Here is a 23,532-nt window from a genome sequence, read left to right as displayed (position 1 = left end):
GCAGGAAAAAAGCGGAAAGACGACCCATGCCCAAGCGCCAAGATTTGAAATCGATCCTCATCATCGGCGCGGGTCCGATCGTCATCGGCCAGGCATGCGAATTCGACTATTCCGGCACCCAGGCCTGCAAGGCTCTGAAGGAAGAGGGTTACCGGGTCATCCTGGTCAATTCCAACCCCGCGACGATCATGACCGATCCGGGCCTCGCCGACGCGACCTATGTCGAGCCAATTACCCCCGAAGTCGTCGCCAAGATCATTGCCAAGGAGCGCCCGGACGCGCTTCTGCCGACCATGGGCGGCCAGACAGCGCTCAACACTGCGCTGTCGCTGAAGCGCATGGGCGTCCTCGACCGCTACAATGTCGAGATGATCGGCGCCAAGCCGGCCGCCATCGACATGGCCGAAGACCGCGCCCTCTTCCGCGAGGCGATGTCCCGCATCGGGCTCGAAACCCCGAAGTCGATGCTGGCCAATGCCACCGACATCAAGGATGCCGACCGCAAGACCCATGAGATCGAGCGCAACCGGGTCAAGGAAAGCCTGACGGGTGCCGAACTCGACAAGGCGCTCGACGCGCTCGAAAACCAGTGGAACCTCGGCGAGACCGACCGCAAGCAGCGCTACATCAGCCACGCCATGGCGATCGCCGCCCAGGCGATCGACGTGGTCGGCCTGCCCGCCATCATCCGCCCGTCCTTCACCATGGGCGGCACCGGCGGCGGCATTGCCTACAACCGCTCGGAATTCTTCGAGATCGTCGGCGGCGGCCTCGATGCCTCGCCGACCACCGAAGTGCTGATCGAGGAGTCGGTGCTCGGCTGGAAGGAATACGAGATGGAGGTGATCCGCGACAAGGCGGACAACTGCATCATCATCTGCTCGATCGAGAATATCGACCCGATGGGCGTCCACACCGGCGATTCGATCACTGTCGCGCCGGCTCTGACGCTGACCGACAAGGAATATCAGATGATGCGCAACGCCTCGATCGCGGTGCTGCGCGAGATCGGCGTCGAGACCGGCGGCTCGAACGTGCAGTTCGCCGTCAACCCGAAGGATGGTCGCCTGGTCGTCATCGAGATGAACCCGCGCGTCTCGCGCTCGTCGGCGCTCGCCTCCAAGGCCACCGGCTTCCCGATCGCCAAGGTCGCCGCCAAGCTCGCCATCGGCTACACGCTCGACGAACTCGACAACGACATCACCGGCGGCGCGACGCCTGCCTCGTTCGAACCGTCGATCGACTACGTGGTCACCAAGATCCCGCGTTTCGCCTTCGAGAAATTCCCGGGCGCCTCGCCGGTCCTGACGACCGCGATGAAGTCGGTCGGCGAAGTCATGGCGATCGGCCGCACCTTCGCGGAATCGCTGCAGAAGGCGCTGCGCGGCCTCGAAACCGGCCTGACCGGCCTCGATGAGATCGAAATCCCCGGCTTCGAGGACGGCGAGAACTCCAGGAACGCCATCCGCGCCGCGATCGGCACGCCGACCCCGGACCGGCTGCGCATGGTCGCCCAGGCGCTGCGCCTTGGCCTCACCGAAGGCGAGGTTCACGAGGCCTGCAAGATCGACCCGTGGTTCATCGCGCAGTTGAAGGCCATTACCGACATGGAAGCCCGCATCTGCGAGCACGGCCTGCCGGAGGACGCCGAGAACCTGCGCATGCTGAAAGCCATGGGCTTTTCCGACGCCCGCCTCGCAAGCCTCACCAAAAAGCGGCCGAAGGAAGTTGCGGAATTGCGCAACAGCCTGAATGTCCGCCCGGTCTTCAAGCGCATCGACACCTGCGCCGCCGAATTCGCCTCGCCGACTGCCTACATGTACTCGACCTACGAGACGCCTTTCGTCGGCAGCCTGCGTTCTGAAGCCGAAGTCTCGGCGGCCAAGAAGGTCGTCATCCTCGGCGGCGGCCCGAACCGCATCGGCCAGGGCATCGAGTTCGACTATTGCTGCTGCCACGCCGCCTTCGCGCTGAAGGATGCCGGTTATGAAGCGATCATGATCAACTGCAACCCGGAAACCGTCTCGACCGACTACGACACCTCGGACCGGCTCTATTTCGAGCCGCTGACCGCCGAAGACGTGATCGAGATCCTGCGCGCCGAGCAGGAAAAGGGCGAAGTGGTCGGCGTCATCGTCCAGTTCGGCGGCCAGACGCCGCTGAAACTTGCCGAGGCGCTCGAAAAGAACGGCATCCCGATCCTCGGCACCGCGCCCGACATGATCGACCTTGCCGAAGACCGCGACCGTTTCCAGAAGCTTCTGATGAAGCTCGACCTCAACCAGCCGAACAACGGCATCGCCTATTCTGTCGAACAGGCCCGCCTCGTCGCCGCCGAAATCGGCTTCCCGCTGGTCGTGCGCCCGTCCTACGTGCTCGGCGGCCGCGCCATGCAGATCATCCATTCGGAATCGATGCTGCAGACCTACCTGCTCGACACCGTGCCGGGCCTGGTGCCGGAAGACATCAAGCAGCGTTACCCGAACGACAAGACCGGCCAGATCAATACCCTGCTCGGCAAGAACCCGCTTCTGTTCGACAGCTACCTCAGCAACGCCATCGAAGTCGATGTCGATTGCGTCTGCGATGGCACCGACGTCTATGTCGCCGGCATCATGGAACATATCGAGGAAGCCGGCATCCATTCGGGCGACAGCGCCTGCTCGCTGCCGCCGCGCACGCTTTCCAACGAGATGATCGACGAACTGGAACGCCAGGCGAAGGCCATGGCCAAGGCCCTGCATGTCGTCGGCCTGATGAACGTGCAGTTCGCCATCAAGGACGGCACCGTCTACGTGCTGGAAGTCAACCCGCGCGCCTCGCGCACCGTGCCGTTCGTCGCCAAGACCATCGGCGCGCCGATCGCCAAGATCGCCGCCCGCGTCATGGCCGGCGAGAAGCTCGACGCGACGTTTGCCGCCTACGGCACCAAGCCGGATCCGCGCGCACTGAAGCACATAGCCGTCAAGGAAGCCGTCTTCCCGTTCGCCCGCTTCCCCGGCGTCGACATTCTGCTCGGACCGGAAATGCGCTCGACCGGCGAAGTCATCGGCCTCGATACCGATTTCGCGCTCGCCTTCGCCAAATCGCAGCTCGGCGCCAATGTCGAACTGCCGCGTGACGGCACGGTCTTCGTTTCCGTCCGCGACGAGGACAAGATCCGCGTGCTGCCGGCGATCCGCATCCTGACCGATATCGGCTTCAAGGTTCTGGCGACCAGCGGCACCGCCCGCTTCCTCGCCGAAGAGGGTATCGCCTCGACCCGAATCAACAAGGTGCTGGAAGGCCGTCCGCATATCGAGGATGCGATCCGCAACCGCCAGGTCCAGCTCGTCATCAACACGACGGACGGCAACAAGGCGATCTCGGATTCGAAATCGCTGCGCCGTGCAACGCTGATGCAGAAAGTGCCCTATTACACCACCATGGCCGGCGCCGAAGCAGCCGCCATGGCGATCAAGGCGCTGAAAGCCGGCAATCTCGAAGTCCGTCCGCTGCAGAGCTATTTCGCCTGAAACTGACGGTGTGGCCGAAGAAACGCCTTCGGCCGCCACGCTTTGCGTCCACGCCTTTAAGCATCGCGCCCATTTATGGTGACGATGACCGGCGCATGGTCGGAGGCAATCCCCTTCGGCGGCCCGTCCCGGAAATGATCGTCGAAGACCTCCACCTTGGTTACCGCGCCGCGCCGGCGCGGATTGTTCGGATTGAGCCCGTTGGAAACGATCGCATAGTCGAGGATCGAGCCGTGGCCCGAACTGCTGTGGGTGATCGGCCGGCCCTGGAGCTGCGTCGGCACGAGGGGCCAGGTGTCGTAGAGCTTGTAGACGTGTTTGAGGAATGCGAATTCCGGCGGAATGCCGTTGCCCGGAATGCTGCCCCAGGAAAACACCCGTTCGCCCTGGGTCAGAATGCCGATCGTGTGCGAATCCGGCCCCTCGTTGAGGTCGCCGAGCAGCAGGACCGGCGCATCGTTGTCGCGGTCGATCGCACGGCGGAACAGCCGGTAGACGACGCCCGCTTCCGCCGCACGCTTGGCGACCTGGTCGACGCCGGCGGCATTGCGCAGCGAATAATAGGTCTTGATCTTCTCCGCCCAGTCCTCGATCGGATCGACGTCGCGCGGATCGACGAATGCGCCCTGCGATTTCAGATGGCACACATAGATATCCACCCCGCCAATCCCGGCCAGGTCGATGCGCGCTGCAACCGGCGTGCGGGAAAACCTGAAACCGGGATCGACGACCGTATCGACGTCGATATCGACAACGCCGATCAGGTCGCCGACCTCTGCGAAAGGATGACGCGAGGCGATCGCCACCGTGGCGTTCACGTAGATCGCACTGTCCTCACTGTCGAAAATCGGCGCGCCGGCATTGTAGAAATGCGGATAACCGGCAGCGGCAACAAGGTCTTTCAGCGCCTCGAATGAAACCACTTCCTGGAAGCCGATCACATCGGCGTTCATCTGCGCCAGCATGCCCGAAATCCAGGCCTGTTTGGCCTGCCACTGCTCCGGCGTGTAAGTCGATTTCGGATCCCGCTCATGCCAGAAAATGCCGGGTGCTGCGAAGTGATAGAGATTGAAGGTCGCGAATCTGAAATCGGCCATGCCTGCCTCCCGCAAAATGGTAAATGCCAAGATTGATGCACCTACTTAAAATTGTAAACATGACATGGTGATGATAGTCTCCGGGCTGGATCATCCGGGGGAAGCCATGTCAAAGAATATCGTCATTCTGTTCGACGGCACGTCGAATGAAATATCCGCCGACCGCACGAATGTCCTGCGGCTGTTCGGCTGCCTGAAGCGGTCGGATGAGCAGATCGTCTATTACGACCCCGGTGTCGGCACCTTCGGTGCTGCAAACTCCTGGTCGCGATTCTATCGCAAGGCCTTCGAAGTCTGGGGGCTGGCCACCGGCTGGGGTTTGGACGAGAACGTCAAGGAAGCCTATCGTTTCCTGGTCGAAAACTATGAGCGCGGACCCAAGAACGTCGAGGGCCGGCATGCGGATCGGGACCGCATCTATATATTCGGCTTCAGCCGCGGCGCCTATTCGGCGCGTGTCCTTGCCGGCTTCATCCACGCCTTTGGGCTGACCACCAAATATCACCTGAACCTGTTGGACTACGCCTATAAGACCTACAAGGGCATTCCCGAGCAGGAACAGCACAGCGAAGATGCGATCGAGGATGAAGACGCATCCTCGGCATTCGCCAGCATGCGCCTCTACGAGCGAATGCTGCGCAACGACCGTCCGCCGATCGCGCTCCTCGGCCTTTTCGATACGGTGGCGTCGGTCATCGAATCCGGCAAATGGCGCCCGCAATTGAAGACCCATCCGTTCACCCGCAAGAATCCGAGCGTCGAATGCGTGCGCCACGCGGTGGCGATCGACGAGCGGCGCACCATGTTCCAGCCGGAACTCTGGATGCCGGACCAGGATTATTGGGGCGGCCCGTTCAAGCCGAAGACAGTCGCGAAACAGGACTTCAAGGAAGTGTGGTTTTCCGGCGTGCATGGCGATATCGGCGGCGGTTACCCGGAGGCGGAAAGCGGCCAGATCAAGCTCCCGCTCGACTGGATGATCCGTGAGACCGGGTCGACCGGCCTCATCTACGTCACGCGCACCATCAACAATATCGTGCTCGGCAAGAACGCCAACAAATACGTCCCGCCGGATCCCGAAGCCCAGTTGCACGACTCGATGACGAAGGGCTGGAAAATCCTCGAATACATTCCGCGGCGGGTCCCGGAGAGCTCATGGCGCAAACGGGGCGATCGCACAGGCCTGTATTTTCCGCTCGAAGACCGGCGCCTCATTCCGGACGGGGCGAAGCTTCACGACTCGGTCAAGACCCGGCTGGATGCCGGCGCCTACAACCCGCCCAACCTGCCGAAAGACCCGACCTTCGTCCCTTGAGCCGCCTGCGAGGAGCGGATGATGCCGCCGGACAGGAACAGGCCTTCGATATAGTTGCAGCGGTAGAATTCCAGCGCCAGCCAGATCACTTCCTTCGGCGTAAAGCGAGCCCGCTCCACATTGCTGGAGGACCGGTTGGTGCAATCTGTCGCGGACGAGTCCCGCTGGAGGCGCAGGAAGCATCGTATTTGGCGGCATCCGAAAGGATCTCCAGGCGTTCTTTCAGCGACTTCTTCATTAAAATGTTCACTAAATGTTCTTTTTCGGCCCGTCAAGTCATTGACAAACGGTGCCGCTTGCAATCTCATGGTGAAGGAGGGGCACACGGACAAGGTTTCGAAATTCCTAGCGCTCGCTGTCGAAATTCTGTTATAGTGACCCACATTCTGATTTTACGATGGTTCCGAAGTTTCGCTCCGGAACCTGTTTCTTTTTGTGTCCGCGGTATCCGCGGGCATGCGCCTGAAGGACAAGGAAATGGTTGAAAAGGTACCGATGACGCAGAGTGGTTTTTCCAAGCTGCAAGAGGAGCTGCGCTGGCGTCAGCAGGAGGAGCGTCCCCGTATCATCGAGGCAATCGCGGAAGCGCGCGCCCATGGCGACCTTTCGGAAAATGCCGAATACCATGCCGCCAAGGAGGCCCAGAGCCATAACGAAGGCCGCATCACCGAGCTTGAAGACTTGACTGCGCGTGCGGAAGTCATCGACCTGTCGAAAATGTCCGGCTCGAAGATCAAATTCGGCGCTACCGTGAAGCTCATCGACGAGGACACCGACGAGGAAAAGATCTACCAGATCGTCGGCGACCAGGAAGCCGATGTGAAGGCTGGCCGTATCTCCATCTCTTCGCCGATCGCGCGTGCGATGATCGGCAAGGAAAAGGGCGATTCCATCGAAGTTGTCGCCCCTGGCGGCTCCAAGGCCTACGAAATCCTCGCCATTTCCTGGGGCTGATACGCCCGTGGGCAAACAAGGCGACCCCGCCATCATCGATATCCGTGACGTCGAAGTGATCGCGCCGAATTTCAAGCGGCGCCTCTCCGGCGTCACGTCGACGATCATCCAGCTCGTGCCAGTCCAGAGATCGCTCGGCCAGAAGGTTGCAGCGCTTGGGCCTGGCCTGCCCGCTGATCTGCCGCATGTCCGTTATCGCGACCTCTTCCGCCTCTGGTCGCCGCCGCGCGGCAAACGGTGCCGGATCTGGCACGCGCGCCGCAATATCGAGATGCTGCCGGCGATTTTCATGCGCGACGTGCTGCGCATGCCGCTGAAGATCGTCTTCACGTCTGCCTCGCAAAGGCACCATACCGGCTGGACGAAATGGCTGGTCTCGAAGATGGACAGCGTGATTGCCACCAGCGGCAAGACGGCCGATTACCTGACGGTCAAAAACACCGTCGTGCTCCACGGCATAGATACCGCCCGCTTCTCGCCACCATTGGACAAAGGCGAGGCCAAACGCGCTCGCGGCCTCGATCCCGCCCAGAAGATCGTCGGCTGCTTCGGCCGCGTGCGGCGCCAGAAGGGCACCGATCTCTTCGTGGATTCAATGATCCGGGTGCTTGCCGAACGCAAGGACTGGTCGGCGATCATCGCCGGCCGCGCCACCGGTCCGCATGTGGATTTTGAAGACGGACTGAAGAAGAAGGTCGCAGCCGCCGGTCTCGCAGACCGCATCCTGTTCGTCGGCGAACACACCGACATCAACGAATGGTATCGCGCCCTCGACCTGTTCATCGCGCCGCAGCGCTGGGAAGGGTTCGGGCTGACGCCCCTGGAAGCCATGGCAACCGCGGTCCCGGTGATCGCCACCGATGTCGGCGCCTTCCCGGAACTGCTGGTGACGGGCGACGAAGAGACAGGCCTGATCATCGCCCGCGACAGCGTCGATGCGATGGCAGAGGCGGCGGCTGCCTTCATGGATAACGAGGCCCGCCGCAAGGCCGCCTCGGCCCACTCCCGCGCCCACGCGCTTGAAAATTTCAGCATCGAGGGCGAAGCAAAACTGCTCGGCAATATCTACCGGATCACGGCTTCCGCTTGAACAGGTCGATATAGGCGCCCGCCACCGCCTCTTCCGAAAACTGCCCGACCAGCGTCGCCCTGCCCTTTTCGCCAAGGCTCGCAGCCAGCTGAGGGTCGGCGATCAACTGGTTGATGGCGCGCGAATAGCCCGGAACGTCGTCGATATCGACGAGCAGGCCGTTCTCACCGTCCTGCACGAACCAGGACGGGCCTTCCGAGCGCGAGGAAATCACCGGCTTGCTCTGCGCCCAGGCTTCGAAGATGACGTTGCCGAGCGGCTCGTGGCTGGACGGCATGATGAAGATGTCGGCGGCGGCAAGATAGGGCCGCGTATCCTTGTGCCATCCGAGGAACCGGACCCGGTCCTCCATCTTGTGCTCGCGCATGACCGCCTCCAGCGCCTCGCGCTCCTCGCCGTCGCCGGCGATCCACAGATAGGCATCCGGCACCGCGACCATCGCCTCGATCAGCAGGTGGAACCGCTTGCGCTTGACGAAACGCCCCATCGTCATGATCAGCGGCACGCCTTCCGGCGTGTTGGCAACCGAGCGGGAGATGGGCGCCACGACCGACGTATCGGTGAAGTTCGAGATCACCTCGACGCCGCGGGTCCAGCCGAGATTGTTGCGCACGTGGTCGGCGATACCTGGCGTATTGCAGACGAGAATGTCGGAATTCTTGAAATAGCCGAGATGGGTCGGGTAGTCGCCGAGACGGGAGAGCTTGATGCCGCCCTTGTAGTCGGGCATCAGGCGAGCGCCGCGGGTGGACCAGGAAATGATCGCGTCGGCCTTGTCGCGCTTTGCCAGCGAAAGCACCTTCATCGGCAGAAGGATGCGATCGATCGACAGGTTGCGGAAATTGCTCTCGATGACGCGGGCATGGGCTTCGACATCCGGCTTCCAGCGGCGATTCCAGCGCATCACGGCCGTCTGCTCCACGCCGCGCCGTGCAAGCGCGCCGACCAGATGCACGAAGAACTTCTCCGCGCCGCCGTCCTTGCCGAAAATATACTGATGAACCCGCATCGATGTCGCCTCGTCTGTCTGTTTCCGCCGCTTTATACCGGAAACCAGCATCTATAGGCAGCGCCGCCTATATGTTACGGTTGAAAAACCTGCGCAAGGGGTATGGGAATGGTTGCCGCTGAAATGTTGGGGCTGGGCAGGATGCCGCTGCGGTGACGCTTTCGCACCGGATCGGACGATGCTATCGGGAAGAAAGCCACGCTTATTCCAAAAACGGCCCGGCCACGATATAGCAAAACTCAAACAGCTTCGACCACGTCGATGCACCATCACAAGTCTACCGGCGACGGAAGCCGCCGTGGCGGACCAAAGCCGCTGCGCCTCCCCGCCGAAAAAGGGTAAAATGCAATCGCTTGAGACCTATGTCATCAATCTGGATGGCAGCAATGACCGCCTGCAGACCATCAGCGACCGTCTTTCAGCCTTCGGCGTCCCCTTCGAGCGGATCTCCGCCGTCGACGGCCGCAAGTTCGACCTAGCAACGATCCCGGATTACGACGCCGAGCGCGCCGAGAGCTATATGGGCCGCACGCTGGTCGGCGGCGAGATCGGCTGTTACCGCAGCCACCTGAAGGTCGCCGAACATTTCCTGAAGTCCGAGGCCCGTTATGCGCTGGTGCTGGAAGACGACGCACTGCCGCTCTGCAATCCCGTCGAACTGCTGGAAGCCGCCCTCCCCGATCTTGAAAAGGTCGATCCCGACTGGCGGCTGATCAATATCGGCAACAACAAGCTGAAGATCGCCACTCCCCTTTCCCGCTACGGCATCGGCGGCCATGACTGCGAACTGGTGGCCGCCCACTATTTCCCGATGACGACGAGCGCCATCGTCTGGTCGCGCGAAGGCGCCCGGCTCTTCATCGAGGAACACCGCAAGATGTTCGCGCCGGTCGACAATTATTTCCGCCACTGGCTGACCCGCACCGGCCATGGCTATTCCTTCTGGCCCTCGCCCGTTACCACAACGGACGCGGCGAGCGAAATCCTTGCGAGCTCCGGACGCGCCAGAAAGACCAACAAGCGGAAATGGTTCTATGCACTCTCCAAACAGCGGCGCCTGATGGAAGACAAGCTGATCGCCTTCATTCACAAGAAGCGCTTCCGCCCCGCCGGGAGCAAGTGACGCAACACCCGCCAGCGGCGGCGAGCTTCAGATCTCGACCAGACCCAGCTGCTTCACCTGCCGGATGGTGAGCATGGTGCGCACCGTGTCCACATGCTGGTCGGCGGTCAGCACTTCGATGACGAAGTCCTGGAAGACAGTGAGGTTCTGGGCAGCGCAGCGCAGCAGGAAGTCGCTGTCGCCGTTGACCATCCAGGCCTCCCGCACCATCGGCCATTGCTGAACCTTCGCCGCAAACGCCTTGAGGTCGGCATCGGACTGGCGCTTCAGCCCGACCATGCAGAAGGCGACGAGATCGACGCCCAGCTTCGGGGCATTGAGCAGCGCATGATAGCCCTCGATGATCCCGGCTTCTTCGAGCTTGCGCACCCGGCGCAGGCAGGGCGGCGCCGAAATGCCGACGCGCTCGGCGAGCTCGACATTGGTCATGCGCCCGTCGCGCTGCAATTCCCTCAGGATTTTTAGGTCGATGGCATCAAGATCGGCGCGAAGCACGGAAGTCCCCTTCATTCTGCAGTGCTTTTATCGCAAGACGAATTTTAAGCAAGAATATGTCGTCGAGCGGTTCAGGGCCGTTCCCATGCCAACTGATCTGTTGTTAGTGCAAGGCTGCCCTTGCATTGCTGCATGGATCGATCTTACATGGCGCTTCTAAAGCGGCAGACCGGACATCGACCACCTATATGAGGGGCAACGAAACGTCGACCGGTCTTTGAAAGGAAATTATCCATGTCCTCCCGTCATACCGAGGTCCTGATCATCGGCTCCGGCCCGGCTGGCTATACGGCCGCCATCTATGCTGCGCGCGCCATGCTGAAACCGGTGTTGATCGCCGGCATGGAACAGGGTGGCCAGCTGATGATCACCACGGATGTCGAGAACTATCCGGGCTTCGGCGATCCTATCCAGGGTCCCTGGCTGATGGAGCAGATGCTGAAACAGGCGACCCATGTGGGCGCCGAGATCGTCAACGACCTCGTCACCGAAGTCGAGCTCAACCATCGCCCCTTCACGGTGCGCACCGATTCCGGCCAGGTCTGGACCGCCGAGACGATCATCATCTCGACCGGCGCCAAGGCAAAATGGCTCGGCATCGAAAGCGAGCAGCATTTCCAGGGTTTTGGCGTCTCCGCCTGCGCCACCTGCGACGGCTTCTTCTATCGCAACAAGGACGTGATCGTGGTCGGCGGCGGCAATTCCGCGGTCGAGGAGGCGCTCTATCTGTCGAACATCGCCAAGTCGGTGACGGTCGTGCATCGCCGTGATTCGTTCCGCTCGGAAAAGATCCTGCAGGAACGCCTTTTCCAGCGCCCGAATGTCAATGTGCTGTGGAACACCGAAATCGCAGAGATCACCGGCAAGCCGGCCAAGGCGCCGATGCCGCCGTCCGTCGAAGGCGTCAAGCTGCGCAACACCCAGACGGGTACGGTCACCGATTTCCCGATCCATGGCGTCTTCGTGGCGATCGGCCATGCGCCGGCGACCGAACTCTTCAAGGGCAAACTGAAGATGAAGCCGAATGGATATCTCTGGACGGCTCCCGATTCGACCGCCACCGACGTGCCCGGCGTGTTTGCCGCCGGCGACGTGACGGACGACACTTTCCGCCAGGCGATCACCGCCGCCGGCATGGGCTGCATGGCAGCGCTCGAAGCCGAACGTTACCTCTCCGGCATACAGCCGGTTGCCATAGCCGCGGAGTGACGTTGAACGATGGGTGTGCCGCTCGACTGGGATAAACTGCGCATTTTCCACGCGGCGGCGGAGGCAGGGTCCTTCACCCATGCGGCCGACAAGCTGCATCTTTCCCAGTCGGCGATCAGCCGCCAGGTCAGCGCGCTCGAACAGGATGTCGGGGTAAAGCTCTTTCATCGCCACGCGCGCGGCCTGATCCTCACTGAACAGGGCGAACTGCTCTACCGCACCGCCCATGACGTGCTGCTGAAGCTCGAGACGGTGAAAATGCAGCTCACCGAAACGACGGAAAAACCGTCCGGCAAGCTGCGGGTGACGACGACCGTCGGCCTCGGCCAGGGCTGGCTCACCGACAAGGTACAGGAATTCCTGCAGCTCTATCCGGAAATGTCGATCCAGTTGATCCTCGACAACGAGGAGGTGGACGTCAACATGCGCCATGCGGATTGCGCCATCCGCCTGCGCCAGCCGGTACAGTCCGACCTCATCCAGCGCAAGCTCTTCACCGTGCACATGCACGTCTATGCGGCCCCCTCCTATATCAACCGCTATGGCGAGCCGCAGTCGGTCGAGGATCTCGACAATCACCGCATCATCACCTTCGGGGAACCGGCGCCGAACTACCTGCTCGACGTCAACTGGCTGGAATATGCCGGCCGGTCGTCGGACAATACCCGCACGCCGCATCTGCAGATCAACAGCCAGACCTCGATCAAGCGCGCCTGCCTTTTGGGGATAGGCATTGCCTGCCTGCCGGATTACATCGTCGGCCGCGATCCGGGCCTCATTCAGCTGGCGATCAATGCCGACATCCCGTCCTTCGATACCTATTTCTGCTACCCGGATGAAATGAAGAACGCCGCGAAGCTGAAAGTCTTTCGCGATTTCGTGGTCGGCAAGGCCCGGAACTGGAGCTTCTGACCGGCACCGGTCCGAACTGAATGTACCCCCGAAAGACCATATAACTCTGGGGATTCGCGGCTTCTGCGGCCGCCTGATATGTAACCACTGAGCGCATTAATTCAAAGCATTGCAGCTCACGCATGGCTGTCCTGCACAAAAGAGTATTGTTCACTGCACAAAAAACCACCATATCGCACACAGCTGATGCACATGGCGGCTTTTCCTCCCAGTTCCGCCGCAGCAGCTGTTCCCCTCTGGAGGTTTTTTTGACCTTCACACTTATAGGGCCCTGGAGCGATCCAGTGGCCCTCTTTTTTTGCCCGCAACCCGTCCGGACTCATTCGCTGATTTTCACGGGGACGCTCCGCGTCAAAACTTCTGTTCAATATCCCATCCATGCCCTTGTCGAGCGAAACCCACCTCCCCATATTAGGTTGAGCTGGCGCGCTTCGGCGACGTCCCTGTCGTCTGTGCCGGCTGTTCCCCTCTGGAGGTTTTAACCTTCACAATTATTGGGCCTCGGAGCGATCCGGCGGCCCATTTTTTTTACAATCTCCCGTTTCTCCGCAAATTGCGCCCTTTAAATCGCCTTTGGGCGATCTATATATCGGGAAACTCCGATATTGGATCCCGATCATGGACAAGACGGAAATTCTGAAAGCGCTGGCGCATCCGGCCCGGGTCGAATTCCTGGAGTGGATGAAGGAGCCGGAACGCCATTTCTCCGATCAGGCGCACCCGCTCGAAATGGGCATCTGCGCCAGCCAGTTCGAAAAACGCTGCGGCCTCTCCCAATCCACGGTCTCGGCGCATCTTTCGACGCTCGAAAAGGCCGGCCTGGTCAAAATCGACCGCGTCGGCCAATGGGCATTTTACCACCGCGACGAGAAGAACATCGCGGCCTTCCTCGACGAGCTCCGATCGACCCTCTAGATCCGGCCCGTCTCCTCCCAACCACATAAGGAATTTCCGATGGCCAGCATTTTTGATCCGACCAAATTCGGCGATATCGAACTTTCGAACCGCATCGTCATGGCTCCGCTGACGCGCAACCGCTCGCCGAAAGCGATCCCCAACAACCTCAACGTCACCTATTACGAACAACGCGCCACCGCCGGCCTCATCATCACCGAAGGCACGCCGGTCACCCAGCAGGGCCAGGGTTATGCAGATGTGCCGGGCCTCTATCTGCCGCAGGCGATCGAGGGCTGGAAGAAGGTGACCGAGGCCGTGCATCGCAAGGGCGGCAAGATCGTCACCCAGATCTGGCATGTCGGCCGCGTCTCGCATGTCTCGCTGCAGCCGAATGGCGCAGCTCCGGTTGCTCCCTCGGCCATTCCTGCCGGCGGCAAGACCTATATCCTCAATCCCGATGGCAGCGGCGCCTTTGCCGACACCTCCCACCCGCGCGCATTGGAAACCTCCGAAATCGCCGGCATCGTCAATGATTTCGCCAAGGGCGCCCGCGCCGCGATCGACGCTGGCTTCGACGGTGTCGAGCTGCACGGCGCCAATGGCTATCTGATCGACCAGTTCCTGAAGTTGGGCGCCAACCAGCGCACCGACGAATATGGCGGCTCGATCGAGAACCGCGCCCGCTTCGTGCTCGAAGTCGTCGATGCGGTGACGAAGGAAATCGGCGCCGGCCGCGTCGGCATCCGCCTGTCGCCGGTCACCCCCGCCAATGGCGTCAGCGATCCAAACCCGCAGGCTGTCTTCAACTATGTCGTCGAACAGCTCGGTCCCCGCGGCCTCTCCTTCATCCACGTCGTCGAAGGTGCGACCGGCGGCGACCGTGCCTTCTTCCAGGGCGACAAGCCCTTCGACTACCAGGAACTGAAGAGCGTCTATCGCAAGGCCGGCGGCACAGGCGGCTGGCTGGTCAACAACGGGTATGACCGCGAAAGCGCCATCGAAGCCGTCGAAAGCGGTTATGCCGATGCGGTCGCCTTCGGCAAGCTCTTCCTCGCCAACCCGGACCTCGTGCAGCGCTTCCGGGACAACGCGCCGCTCAACGAAGCCGACAAGTCCACCTTCTACGGCGGTGGCGCCAAGGGCTATACCGACTACCCGGTGCTCGAAGCAGTTGCCTGATTGAGCTTCGGAAGGGGCCGCCCAAAAGCGGCCCCTTCCTTTTAAGAATATTGCTCAGGCCAGAAGCGCCGCCGGCTTTGCGGCCCCGGTTGGTTTCGGTTCCACGCAGCCGAGGTCGACAAGCGTCGTCCGAACTGCGTCATCGATCGGCGTCGAAGGCTCCTCGCCGAGGAAGGCGAGCAGCTTGTTATTGCCCATCCTGACCGGCACGTTCCAGAGATAACGCATCTCGCCGAGCTCGCGGAAGATCGGCACGAAGGGCGAACCGAGCTTCAGCAGCCACCACGGGAACGCCCTGACCTTGACCTCACGCCCCACAACCCGGCCGATCACGGCGATCATCTCGCCGCCATCCCGGTCCCAGAAGCCGCGCATCTGGAAACGTGCGAAACGCGGCAGCTCCGCGTGGCGGTCGATCAGCCGCAGCATGGTTTCGGCGACATCCGGCAGATAGGCCCATTGATGCCCGACACCCCGGGCATTCGGCCGGCTGACCGATGTCACCGGCTTGCCAGGCTTCACCAGTCCCTGCGCGAACCAGCTATTTGCCGATCCCGGACCGAAATAGTCGCCGGCCCGCACGATCAGCACCGGCACACCCTCGCTCGACGCAACCTCGAGCCGCCGTTCCAGCTCCACACGGATCGCGCCCTTGCGCGTCACCGGGTTCTGCGGGCTTTCCTCGGTAATCTCGGGAAAGACATCCGGCCCGTAATTGTAGACCGTGCCGGGCAACAGGACACGGGCGCCGACGGCGCGGGCCGCAGCGATCGTATTGTCCAGCATCGGCAGGACCAGCTTTTCCCAGTCCTTGTAGCCCGGCGGGTTGACCGCATGGACGATCAGCTTCGCATCTTGGGCGGCGCGGCGGACATCGGCGGCATTCATCGCGTCGCCCTGGAGCCAGTGGAAGCGCGACTCGCGCTTGGCCGTTTCCCCGGCCTTGCGATTGAGCGCCCGGACGGTCCAGCCGCGGGCGACAAGGCCGCGCGCCACATGGCCGCCGATCCCGCCGGTGGCGCCGAGAACGAGTGCAATGGGCTTTGACGTAGATTGTTCCGACATGGCGATAGTCCTTCTGTTTTCGATGGCTGGACTATCGCGCTTTTCGCCAATATACGGAATTGACAGAATTTATTTGGCATCCATACAAAAATGAATGACATCAGCTGGGATTTCTACCGAACCTTCCTCGCCGTCCTGCGGCTCGGCTCACTGTCTGCCGCCGCGCGCGAACTCGGCCTGACCCAGCCGACCGTTGGCCGCCATATCGACGCGCTTGAGGAGGCCGTGGGCTACCAGCTCTTCACGCGCTCGCAGCAAGGCCTGCTGCCGACCGAACCGGCGCTGGCGATGCAACCCTATGCGGAAAACCTCGCCATCACGACCGCCGCCATGCAGCGGCTGGCCTCGGGAGAGATCGGCGCGGTCAAGGGAACGGTGAGGATCAGCGCCAGCGAGGTGATTGGTATCGAAGTCCTGCCGCCGATCCTGGCTGCACTCCAGGACGAATATCCCGGGCTGGAGCTGGAATTGTCATTGTCGGATTCGCTGGAAGATCTTTTAAGGCGCGAGTCGGATATCGCCGTGCGCATGACAAGCCCGGCCCAGGATGCGCTCGTCACCCGCCATATCGGCGAGATCCCGCTCGGGCTGTTCGCCCATCGCCGCTATCTGGATCGACATGGCTATCCGCAGAAACCTGGTGACCTGGCAACCCACCGGCTGATCGGCTTCGACCGCCGCACCGCCTTTGTTCGTGCCGCTGCGGAGCGTATCCGCATGGCGTCTCCGGCCTTTCCCGATATCGAAAATATCCGCTGGAGCTACCGGGCCGACAACAATCTCGCGCAACTGGCGGCGATCCGCGGCGGCGTCGGCATCGGCATCTGCCAGGTCGGCCTCGCCCGGCGCGACCCGGATCTGGTCCGGGTGCTTCCTGGCGTCTTCGAGCTGCCGCTCGATACCTGGGTTGCCATGCACGAAAACCTGAAATCGTCTCCCCGCTGGCGCGTCACTTTCGACGCACTCGTCAAAGGCCTGCTGGACTATGTCCGCCGTTGACGCTTTCAGTGGGTGGTCGACCCCTCCTCGCCATCCATGACCTCGGCCTCGGGCCGGTCTCCACCCTCGCTGTACTCGGTATGCCAGATGCCCTTTTCGTCCTGCCAGCTGATCTCTTCCGGGTCCCCGCCGACCTGCTGCTCGGCCGCAACGATGCGCGCCGCCTGCAAAGCGTCGGAATGGCTGGGAAAGGTTTCCGAATAGACCTCGCCCTGGCGATAGGCCCAGCCGCCGTCATGCGGCACGACTTTATAAGTAACCTTAGTCATACTCCCTCCTGTCTTTCACGGCTGCCTCGATCCATTCGGATCCTTGTCCTGTCGCGGCACCGGTAAAAAATTGAAAAGGTGCCACGAAGTTCCAGGCCACATCGCAAATCACGTCATAAATTATGGCATCAAAGGCCGCCGACCGCAAATCCTCGAGGCGAAAACGGAACCTTGCTTGATGCCGCAGATTGCCGCGTTAGATTGTCATCGGGCAAGGTCAGGAGTGGAATGTGGGTTTGTTGTCCCTGCTGAAGCAGGAAAGATTTCTCATCGTCGCGCTGGCCGCAGGCCTGGTCGCTTACTCCATCGAACATTCCGTGCTCGAGGCCGGCCAGACGGCTTCGTTGATCGCTGCCGTCGTCCTGATCGGCATCATCATCCTCGCCTCGACCCGTGTCGCCCACCATGCCGAAGTGCTCGCACGCAAGGTCGGCGACCCCTACGGCACGATGATCCTGACGCTGTCGGCGGTGGCGGTCGAGGTGCTGATCCTCGCCATCATGATGGGCAATGCCAGCTCTCCCACCCTTGTGCGCGACACGATCTACGCGGCGGTCATGCTGGACATCAACGGCATTCTCGGCCTTGCTGCCCTGCTTGGTGGCCTGCGCCACGGCGAGCAGCCCTATAACGACGATTCCAGCCGCACCTACAGCGTGATGATCCTGACGGCCATGGGCATTTCCATGATCGTCCCGGAATTCATCCCCGGCGACCGCTGGCACTATTATTCCGCCTTCACGATCTGCGCGATGATCGCGCTCTATGCGGTCTTCCTGAAGATGCAGGTCGGCCCGCACAGTTATTTCTTCAGCTACACCTATCCGCGCGCCGAGACGGCAACCGGCGGCCAGACACCGCGACACGAGGCTGAGCACGAATCCGCGGCGATCTCCATCGGCGTCATTCTTGTCGGCGTCCTGATCATCGGCTTCCTCGCCGAATTCATGTCCACCTTGATGAATGCCGGCCTGGAGGGCAGCGGCGCACCGCTGACCTTGATGGCGGTCGTGGTCGCGGCGATTTCCGCGGCACCGGAAATCCTGACCGCACTGCGCGCGGCGCTGAAAAACCGCATGCAGTCCGTCGTCAACATCGCCATGGGCGCTTCGCTCTCGACCGTTATCCTCACGGTGCCTGTGATGGAAAGCATCGCGCTCTACAGCGGCCAGCCCTTCGTCATGGCGATGACGCCGGTGCAGACGGTGATGGTCGCCATCACCCTCGTGGTCGCCGCCATCAACCTCAACGACGGCCAGACCAACGCCATCGAAGGCATGACCCATTTCGTCCTTTTCGCCACCTTCGTGATGCTGACGGCGCTGGGCCTCTAGGCAAAAAAGATTCCGCATCAAAGGCTTGCGCGGGAGAACGGAATCGGATCGGGAAGAGGTTGAATCAATGTCTGAAATATGGTCGTGTCCGCCGCAGCGAAGGCCGGCTTGCCAGCCGGTCGTCCAGCAATGGGCGCGACCACCGTGTTGCGCATGAAGGAGATTTCAAATGTCTACACCTCCCTACAGAGCCGACCACGTCGGTTCGCTGCTGCGTCCGGCCTCCATCAAGGACGCCCGCAAGAAGTTCTATGAAGACAAGAGCATTTCCGCCGAGGAACTGAAGGCAGTCGAAGACGAAGGCATCAAGGACCTCATCAAGCTGCAGGAAAGCGTCGGCCTGAAGGTCGTGACCGACGGCGAAGCCCGTCGCCACTTCTGGCACTACGATTTCATGGGCCTGCTCGATGGCCTGGAATTCGTCACCCGCGAAGCCCACAAGGGCGTCACCTTCCACGGCGTCAAACTGCCGCCGACCTTCCCGACCATCAACGGCGAGCTCGACTTCCCGGACGATCACCCGCATCTGGAACACTTCAAGTTCCTCGCCGCCAACACCAAGGTGACGCCGAAGATTTCCATTCCCGGCCCGAGCGTCGCCCATTACCGCACCGCCCGCGCCGACGTGACCTATCCGGAATACCAGGATCCCGAAGCGCTGTTCGCCGCTCTCGCCCGCACCTATGCCAAGGCCGTGCAGAAGTTCTACGAAGCCGGCTGCCGCTACCTGCAGATGGACGACATCTATTTCGCCTATCTCGGCGACGAGAAGCAGCGCGCCATGAAGCGCGAGGAAGGCTACGATCCGGACTGGCTGATCCAGAAGTATGCCGAGACCATGCACGAAGCGATCAAGGACCGCCCGAAGGACATGCTGATCGGCATGCACATGTGCCGCGGCAACTTCCGCTCCACCTGGGCTGCCGAAGGCGGCTACGATGCGGCGGCCGACGCGATCTTCAACAAGACCGGCGTCGACATGTTCTTCATGGAATACGACACCGAGCGTTCCGGCGGCCTGCAGCCGCTCTCCCTGCTCCAGAAGGGTTCCAAGCAGCGCGTCTATCCGGGCTTCATCACCACCAAGACCGGTGAGCTCGAAACGCTCGACAGCCTCCGTCGCCACTTCGACGAAGCCTCCAAGTTCGTTGACATCGACCAGCTCGGCATCGCGCCGCAATGCGGCTTTGCCTCGACGGAAGAAGGCAACTCGATCACCGAAGACGACCAGAAGCGCAAGCTGGAACTCGTCGTTAAGACCGCCGAAGCCATCTGGGGCACGGCCTGATCTGATATTCGTCGGCCGCGGGTCGAATAACCCGCGGCCGCCACTTGAGAAATCATTGTCCTAGCTTAGGTTCCTATTCGGATTTAACCCGAGGGAGACTGCGACAATGGGTATCTTCGACAAGATTAAGAATGCGATTTGGGGCGCTGATGAAGCGGCGCCGGCCGCCGAACCTCTGAAACCGGCCGCTCCGGTTTCGGCGTCCGCCGCTCCGGCGTCCAATCCGACGCCCATCCCCTCGGCAACGCCGTCGGCCCCCTCCTCCGCCACGCCCGTCGACATCACCCCGATACTCGACGCCGCCGTCAAGAAGAGTGGCCAGAAGCTCGACTGGCGCAAGTCGATCGTCGACCTGATGAAGGCGCTCGACCTCGATTCCAGCCTGACCGCCCGCAAGGAGCTGGCCGCCGAACTGCACTATACCGGCGACACCAACGACTCCGCGACCATGAACGTCTGGCTCCACAAGGCGCTGATGAAGAAGCTCGCCGAAAACGGCGGCAAGGTTCCGGCCGATCTCGCCGACTGATCAGCGGCATCGTGCGGGCTGATCAGCGGCACATTCCGATGACGGAAGCCCGCCCCTTTTGGCGGGCTTTTTAGTTCTGACGCGGCAATAAACTAATCTTGAATGAGATGTGTCGGGTCCTGTGCCGATGAACGCCCTAGATGAAAGCTCTTATCGATGCTCTTTCGCCGCGTGCGGGAGGGTCGTTTCAGGCCTCGGCGGTCAATCCGCCGCATCTAAAGGAAGCCCACGATGAAACGCCTCAGTCTTCTCCTGACCGGTTCCGCCCTCTCCATTGCGCTGGCTGCCGGCTCCGTCCTTGCTCAGAACGCCGGACAGCCCGCGGAAACCAAGGCCCCGAACGCCCTCGACCAGAAACCTGCCTTCGCCAACCAGACCCGTGCCCCGCAGCCCGCCCGGATGCCGAGGATCACCCATGAAGTGGTCGCCGACGGGCTGCCGCACCTCTGGGCCCTGGAATTCCTGCCCGATGGCCGCATGCTGGTGACCGCCAAGCAGGGCGCCATGCATATCATTTCGGAGGAAGGGCAAGCCGGCCCGAAAATCGAGGGCGTGCCGAAAGTGCTCTCCGGAGGCCAGGGCGGTTTGCTCGACGTGGCGCTCGCCCCCAACTTCGCCACCTCCAGCATGATCTTCTTTTCCTTCTCCGAACAGCGTGACGACGGCAACGGTACATCGGTCGCATCAGCCAAACTCGTCCCCGACGACCGCGGCGGCGGCAGACTGGAAAACCTCAAAGTCATCTTCCGCCAGATGCCGAGTTATGACGGCAACAAACATTTCGGCTCGCGCCTCGTCTTCGGCCCCAACAGTGAGCTCTATGTCACCGTCGGCGAGCGTTCCGACCCGCAGCCGCGCGTCCAGGCCCAGGATATCGCAAGCGGCCTCGGCAAGATCTTCCGCATCAACATGAACGGCAAGGCTCTGCCCGACAATCCGTTCGTCAACCGCCAGGGCGCAAGACCGGAAATCTGGTCGCTCGGCCACCGCAACCTGCAGTCCGCCACCCTCGACGGACAAGGCCGTCTCTGGACCGTCGAGCACGGACCGCGCGGCGGCGACGAGCTGAACCGCCCGGAAGCCGGCAAGAACTACGGATGGCCGGAAGTCACCTACGGCATCGATTACAGCGGCCGTCCGATCGGCAAGGGCATCACCGCCATGAAGGAGACCGAACAGCCGGTCTATTTCTGGGACCCGGTCATCGCCCCCTCCGGCATGGCCTATTACGACGGCGATGCCATCCCCGAATGGAAGAATTCGTTCCTGATCGGCGGCCTCGTCGCCCAGGGCGTCGTGGTCCTCCACATGGATGGCGACAAGGTCGCCTATGAGGAACGCGTGCCGCTCGGGGCCCGCATCCGCGACGTCAAGGTCGGCCCCGACGGCGCCGTCTATGCCGTCACCGAGCAGCGCGGCGGAGGGGAATCGACGATCGTGAAGCTGACCAAGAGCTGATGGGGCAATAATCCGGGCGGGCGGCGCTTTCCGCCGCCGCCTCGCCTAGAATTTGAATGCGAGGTGATGTCCGACAAGCGCCCGGTCGATCGTCACCAATAGCCAGAATGATATGCGTGTCGAGAAGACACGACTTGCTCAAGGCAACGGCCTCAACAGGAAATCTTCCGGCAGCGGATCGTCGAAATCATCCGCAATATATGGAACGGGATTGGTAATACCCCGAGCACGAAGATGAGCCTGGATTGCATCCAAATCAATCCCGCCTTTCTTCTTCGGCAGCTCTGTATGCGGCACCAAATCAAACACCGGCTTCCCGTCCCGTCACGGTCTCTCCCTGCTCCACATCCTGGGCAAGTTCGTCGAGACGGTCCTGGGCCTCGCGGATTGATACGGTTTTCATGCCCGAAATGTACGTCCGGTTGCTGTCATCATCAACGCGAGCGCTCGAAACAAAAAGCCCGCCGTCACCGGCGGGCTTCGTGCAGAAAATCTGCCGGAGCTTACTTGCAGTTGGCGCAGAAACGCTGGATCCGCTTGCAGGCCTCTTCAAGCTGTTCTTCAGAAGCCGCATAGGAGATGCGGAAGTTCGGGCCGAGGCCGAAAGCCGAACCGTGCACGACGGCGACGCCTTCCGTTTCCAGAAGCTCGGTGACGAAATCCTCGTCGGTCTCCATGACCTTGCCCGAGGGCGCGGTCTTGCCGATCAGGCCGGCGCAGGAGGGGTAGACGTAGAAGGCGCCTTCCGGAGACGGGCAGACGATGCCCTTCGCCTGGTTGAGCATCGAGACCACCAGGTCGCGGCGGGCTTCGAAGATCTTCTTGTTGGCGGGAATGAAGTCCTGCGGGCCGTTGAGCGCCTCGACCGAAGCCCACTGGGCGATCGTGCAGGCGCCGGACGTCTGCTGGCCCTGGATCATGTCCATCGCCTTGATCAGTTCGAGCGGGCCGGCCGCATAACCGATACGCCAGCCGGTCATCGCATAGGCCTTGGAAACGCCGTTCATCGTCAGCGTGCGGTTGTAGAGTTTTGGCTCCACTTCGGCCGGCGAGACGAACTTGAAGTCGCCATAGGTCAGGTGCTCGTACATGTCGTCGGTCAGCACCCAGACATGCTCGTGCTTGACGAGCACGTCGGTCAGCGCCTTCAGCTCGTCGTGGGTATAGGCGGCGCCCGACGGGTTGGACGGCGAGTTGAACAGGAACCACTTGGTCTTCGGCGTGATCGCCTTTTCGAGATCGGCGGCGGTTACCTTGAAGTTGTTTTCCTGGCTCGCCTTGATGATCACCGAAGTGCCGCCGCAGATGGCGACCATCTCCGGATAGGAAACCCAGTAGGGCGCGGTGATGATCACTTCATCGCCGGGATTGAGGGTCGCCATGAAGGCGTTGAAAAGAATCTGCTTTCCGCCGGTGCCGACGATCGTCTGGGCCGGCGTGTAGTCGAGATTGTTCTCGCGCTTGAACTTCCGGGCGATCGCCTCGCGAAGCTGGGGAATGCCGGAAACCGGCGGGTATTTGGTCTCGCCGCGATTGATCGCGTCGATGGCGGCTTTCTTGATGTTTTCCGGCGTATCGAAATCCGGCTCGCCTGCGCCGAGCCCGATGACGTCCCGGCCCTTTGCTTTCAGGTCGCGGGCTTTCTGGGAAACGGCGATGGTGGCAGAGGGCTTTACGCGGGAAAGTGCGTCGGCAAGAAAGGCCATAATCTTCGTCCTGAAGAGCTGTTGAACAAGGCGGCATCGCGCGCCGAAAACCGCCCGTACGCTCTATGTCTAAACTATGACGCCGTTTC

General features: G+C 61.6%; 20 protein-coding genes and 2 pseudogenes. 14 read left to right on the top strand and 8 right to left on the bottom strand.

The genetic code is table 11. The features are described from left to right. Nucleotides 1-26 precede the first annotated feature (26 nt). Entirely contained in the window at nucleotides 27-3,515 is a 3,489-nt protein-coding gene (carB, locus tag J2857_RS05340; RefSeq protein ID WP_210008962.1) for a carbamoyl-phosphate synthase large subunit, read from the top strand. 56 nt (nucleotides 3,516-3,571) lie between these two features. On the opposite strand, the gene J2857_RS05335 is transcribed toward carB, so the two are convergent. Continuing rightward, nucleotides 3,572-4,612: an endonuclease/exonuclease/phosphatase family protein gene (locus J2857_RS05335; protein ID WP_210008961.1), complete on the bottom strand. Its 1,041-nt coding sequence runs from the start codon at nucleotides 4,610-4,612 to the stop codon at nucleotides 3,572-3,574. A 106-nt stretch (nucleotides 4,613-4,718) separates the two neighbouring features. Between J2857_RS05335 and J2857_RS05330 the strand changes: the two genes are divergently transcribed. Further along, nucleotides 4,719-5,927: a T6SS phospholipase effector Tle1-like catalytic domain-containing protein gene (locus J2857_RS05330; RefSeq protein ID WP_210008960.1), complete on the top strand. Its 1,209-nt coding sequence runs from the start codon at nucleotides 4,719-4,721 to the stop codon at nucleotides 5,925-5,927. Between the two features lie 11 nt (nucleotides 5,928-5,938). Here J2857_RS05330 and J2857_RS05325 read toward each other — a convergent pair. Further along, nucleotides 5,939-6,165 (bottom strand): annotated as a pseudogene (locus tag J2857_RS05325) (putative DNA modification/repair radical SAM protein); the annotation flags it as partial. Nucleotides 6,166-6,404: 239 nt separating this feature from the next. On the opposite strand from J2857_RS05325, the gene greA reads away from it, so the two are divergent. Both greA and J2857_RS05315 read left to right on the top strand, forming a co-directional pair. Then, nucleotides 6,405-6,881 carry a transcription elongation factor GreA gene (gene greA / locus J2857_RS05320; RefSeq protein WP_024164099.1) on the top strand — a complete coding sequence of 159 codons (477 nt, stop codon included), beginning with the start codon at nucleotides 6,405-6,407 and terminating at the stop codon, nucleotides 6,879-6,881. A gap of 31 nt (nucleotides 6,882-6,912) precedes the next feature. After that, the gene (locus tag J2857_RS05315; RefSeq protein WP_210010040.1) at nucleotides 6,913-7,971 is read left to right on the top strand and encodes a glycosyltransferase family 4 protein; all 1,059 of its coding nucleotides are present in this window, start codon (nucleotides 6,913-6,915) and stop codon (nucleotides 7,969-7,971) included. Here the strand turns inward: J2857_RS05315 and J2857_RS05310 are convergent. Further along, nucleotides 7,955-8,980: a glycosyltransferase gene (locus J2857_RS05310; RefSeq protein WP_210008959.1), complete on the bottom strand. Its 1,026-nt coding sequence runs from the start codon at nucleotides 8,978-8,980 to the stop codon at nucleotides 7,955-7,957. The two genes, J2857_RS05315 and J2857_RS05310, sit on opposite strands and share 17 nt — an antisense overlap. Before the next feature lie 343 nt (nucleotides 8,981-9,323). Here J2857_RS05310 and J2857_RS05305 point away from each other — a divergent pair, with 343 nt between their 5' ends. Continuing rightward, nucleotides 9,324-10,103 (top strand): glycosyltransferase family 25 protein, encoded by a 780-nt coding sequence (locus tag J2857_RS05305; protein ID WP_210008958.1) that lies wholly within the window; start codon nucleotides 9,324-9,326, stop codon nucleotides 10,101-10,103. A 27-nt stretch (nucleotides 10,104-10,130) separates the two neighbouring features. Here the strand turns inward: J2857_RS05305 and J2857_RS05300 are convergent, their stop codons facing one another. Next, entirely contained in the window at nucleotides 10,131-10,613 is a 483-nt protein-coding gene (locus tag J2857_RS05300; RefSeq protein WP_245363019.1) for an Lrp/AsnC family transcriptional regulator, read from the bottom strand. Nucleotides 10,614-10,832: 219 nt separating this feature from the next. Here J2857_RS05300 and trxB point away from each other — a divergent pair, with 219 nt between their 5' ends. From trxB to J2857_RS05280, 4 genes are all read left to right on the top strand, one after another. Then, nucleotides 10,833-11,807: a thioredoxin-disulfide reductase gene (gene trxB / locus J2857_RS05295; protein ID WP_210008957.1), complete on the top strand. Its 975-nt coding sequence runs from the start codon at nucleotides 10,833-10,835 to the stop codon at nucleotides 11,805-11,807. Nucleotides 11,808-11,822: 15 nt separating this feature from the next. Further along, nucleotides 11,823-12,719 (top strand): LysR family transcriptional regulator VtlR, encoded by an 897-nt coding sequence (locus J2857_RS05290; RefSeq protein ID WP_348635672.1) that lies wholly within the window; start codon nucleotides 11,823-11,825, stop codon nucleotides 12,717-12,719. Nucleotides 12,720-13,337: 618 nt separating this feature from the next. Beyond that, nucleotides 13,338-13,634, top strand: a complete 297-nt coding sequence (locus J2857_RS05285; RefSeq protein ID WP_007757092.1) for an ArsR/SmtB family transcription factor — start codon at nucleotides 13,338-13,340, stop codon at nucleotides 13,632-13,634. Nucleotides 13,635-13,673: 39 nt separating this feature from the next. After that, complete coding sequence (locus J2857_RS05280) at nucleotides 13,674-14,795, top strand: alkene reductase (RefSeq protein WP_210008955.1); 1,122 nt, start codon at nucleotides 13,674-13,676, stop codon at nucleotides 14,793-14,795. A 54-nt stretch (nucleotides 14,796-14,849) separates the two neighbouring features. Here J2857_RS05280 and J2857_RS05275 read toward each other — a convergent pair whose 3' ends face one another. Continuing rightward, entirely contained in the window at nucleotides 14,850-15,860 is a 1,011-nt protein-coding gene (locus J2857_RS05275; protein ID WP_210008954.1) for an NAD-dependent epimerase/dehydratase family protein, read from the bottom strand. A gap of 90 nt (nucleotides 15,861-15,950) precedes the next feature. Between J2857_RS05275 and J2857_RS05270 the strand changes: the two genes are divergently transcribed. Then, a complete protein-coding gene (locus tag J2857_RS05270) occupies nucleotides 15,951-16,859 on the top strand; it encodes a LysR family transcriptional regulator (protein ID WP_210008953.1) in 909 nt (302 codons plus the stop codon). Nucleotides 16,860-16,864: 5 nt separating this feature from the next. Here the strand turns inward: J2857_RS05270 and J2857_RS05265 are convergent, their stop codons facing one another. Further along, nucleotides 16,865-17,128: a DUF2188 domain-containing protein gene (locus J2857_RS05265; RefSeq protein ID WP_210008952.1), complete on the bottom strand. Its 264-nt coding sequence runs from the start codon at nucleotides 17,126-17,128 to the stop codon at nucleotides 16,865-16,867. A 230-nt stretch (nucleotides 17,129-17,358) separates the two neighbouring features. On the opposite strand from J2857_RS05265, the gene J2857_RS05260 reads away from it, so the two are divergent. The 4 genes from J2857_RS05260 (at nucleotide 17,359) to J2857_RS05245 (ending at nucleotide 21,737) form a co-directional block, all read left to right on the top strand. Further along, on the top strand, nucleotides 17,359-18,462 hold the full coding sequence (locus J2857_RS05260; RefSeq protein WP_210008951.1) for a calcium:proton antiporter: 1,104 nt from the start codon (nucleotides 17,359-17,361) through the stop codon (nucleotides 18,460-18,462). A gap of 169 nt (nucleotides 18,463-18,631) precedes the next feature. Further along, the gene (locus tag J2857_RS05255) at nucleotides 18,632-19,750 is read left to right on the top strand and encodes a 5-methyltetrahydropteroyltriglutamate--homocysteine S-methyltransferase (RefSeq protein WP_210008950.1); all 1,119 of its coding nucleotides are present in this window, start codon (nucleotides 18,632-18,634) and stop codon (nucleotides 19,748-19,750) included. Between the two features lie 106 nt (nucleotides 19,751-19,856). Beyond that, nucleotides 19,857-20,279 carry a DUF3597 domain-containing protein gene (locus tag J2857_RS05250; protein WP_210008949.1) on the top strand — a complete coding sequence of 141 codons (423 nt, stop codon included), beginning with the start codon at nucleotides 19,857-19,859 and terminating at the stop codon, nucleotides 20,277-20,279. A 231-nt stretch (nucleotides 20,280-20,510) separates the two neighbouring features. After that, nucleotides 20,511-21,737, top strand: coding sequence for a PQQ-dependent sugar dehydrogenase (locus tag J2857_RS05245; protein WP_210008948.1), 1,227 nt, complete (start codon nucleotides 20,511-20,513; stop codon nucleotides 21,735-21,737). 138 nt (nucleotides 21,738-21,875) lie between these two features. Here J2857_RS05245 and J2857_RS05240 read toward each other — a convergent pair. Continuing rightward, nucleotides 21,876-22,140 (bottom strand): annotated as a pseudogene (locus J2857_RS05240) (type II toxin-antitoxin system Phd/YefM family antitoxin). 100 nt (nucleotides 22,141-22,240) lie between these two features. Beyond that, nucleotides 22,241-23,443 carry a pyridoxal phosphate-dependent aminotransferase gene (locus tag J2857_RS05235; protein ID WP_037076262.1) on the bottom strand — a complete coding sequence of 401 codons (1,203 nt, stop codon included), beginning with the start codon at nucleotides 23,441-23,443 and terminating at the stop codon, nucleotides 22,241-22,243. Nucleotides 23,444-23,532: the final 89 nt, after the last annotated feature.

The sequence above is a fragment of the Neorhizobium galegae genome, assembly GCF_017877055.1.
GTDB classification, from domain to species: Bacteria; Pseudomonadota; Alphaproteobacteria; order Rhizobiales; family Rhizobiaceae; genus Neorhizobium; species Neorhizobium galegae_D.
Note: the sequence above shows the minus strand (reverse complement) of the source record. Positions and strands in the feature narration are given on the sequence as shown.

Bases quoted from the DNA above. Each gene is read 5' to 3' on its own strand.
- J2857_RS05250 (WP_210008949.1), top strand. From the start codon at position 19,857: ATGGGTATCTTCGACAAGATTAAGAATGCGATTTGGGGCGCTGATGAA.
- greA (WP_024164099.1), top strand. From the start codon at position 6,405: ATGGTTGAAAAGGTACCGATGACGCAGAGTGGTTTTTCCAAGCTGCAA.
- J2857_RS05310 (WP_210008959.1), bottom strand. From the start codon at position 8,980: ATGCGGGTTCATCAGTATATTTTCGGCAAGGACGGCGGCGCGGAGAAG.
- J2857_RS05280 (WP_210008955.1), top strand. From the start codon at position 13,674: ATGGCCAGCATTTTTGATCCGACCAAATTCGGCGATATCGAACTTTCG.
- J2857_RS05335 (WP_210008961.1), bottom strand. From the start codon at position 4,612: ATGGCCGATTTCAGATTCGCGACCTTCAATCTCTATCACTTCGCAGCA.
- J2857_RS05245 (WP_210008948.1), top strand. From the start codon at position 20,511: ATGAAACGCCTCAGTCTTCTCCTGACCGGTTCCGCCCTCTCCATTGCG.
- J2857_RS05285 (WP_007757092.1), top strand. From the start codon at position 13,338: ATGGACAAGACGGAAATTCTGAAAGCGCTGGCGCATCCGGCCCGGGTC.
- trxB (WP_210008957.1), top strand. From the start codon at position 10,833: ATGTCCTCCCGTCATACCGAGGTCCTGATCATCGGCTCCGGCCCGGCT.
- J2857_RS05270 (WP_210008953.1), top strand. From the start codon at position 15,951: ATGAATGACATCAGCTGGGATTTCTACCGAACCTTCCTCGCCGTCCTG.
- J2857_RS05330 (WP_210008960.1), top strand. From the start codon at position 4,719: ATGTCAAAGAATATCGTCATTCTGTTCGACGGCACGTCGAATGAAATA.
- J2857_RS05305 (WP_210008958.1), top strand. From the start codon at position 9,324: ATGCAATCGCTTGAGACCTATGTCATCAATCTGGATGGCAGCAATGAC.
- J2857_RS05300 (WP_245363019.1), bottom strand. From the start codon at position 10,613: ATGAAGGGGACTTCCGTGCTTCGCGCCGATCTTGATGCCATCGACCTA.
- J2857_RS05255 (WP_210008950.1), top strand. From the start codon at position 18,632: ATGTCTACACCTCCCTACAGAGCCGACCACGTCGGTTCGCTGCTGCGT.
- J2857_RS05265 (WP_210008952.1), bottom strand. From the start codon at position 17,128: ATGACTAAGGTTACTTATAAAGTCGTGCCGCATGACGGCGGCTGGGCC.
- J2857_RS05235 (WP_037076262.1), bottom strand. From the start codon at position 23,443: ATGGCCTTTCTTGCCGACGCACTTTCCCGCGTAAAGCCCTCTGCCACC.
- carB (WP_210008962.1), top strand. From the start codon at position 27: ATGCCCAAGCGCCAAGATTTGAAATCGATCCTCATCATCGGCGCGGGT.
- J2857_RS05275 (WP_210008954.1), bottom strand. From the start codon at position 15,860: ATGTCGGAACAATCTACGTCAAAGCCCATTGCACTCGTTCTCGGCGCC.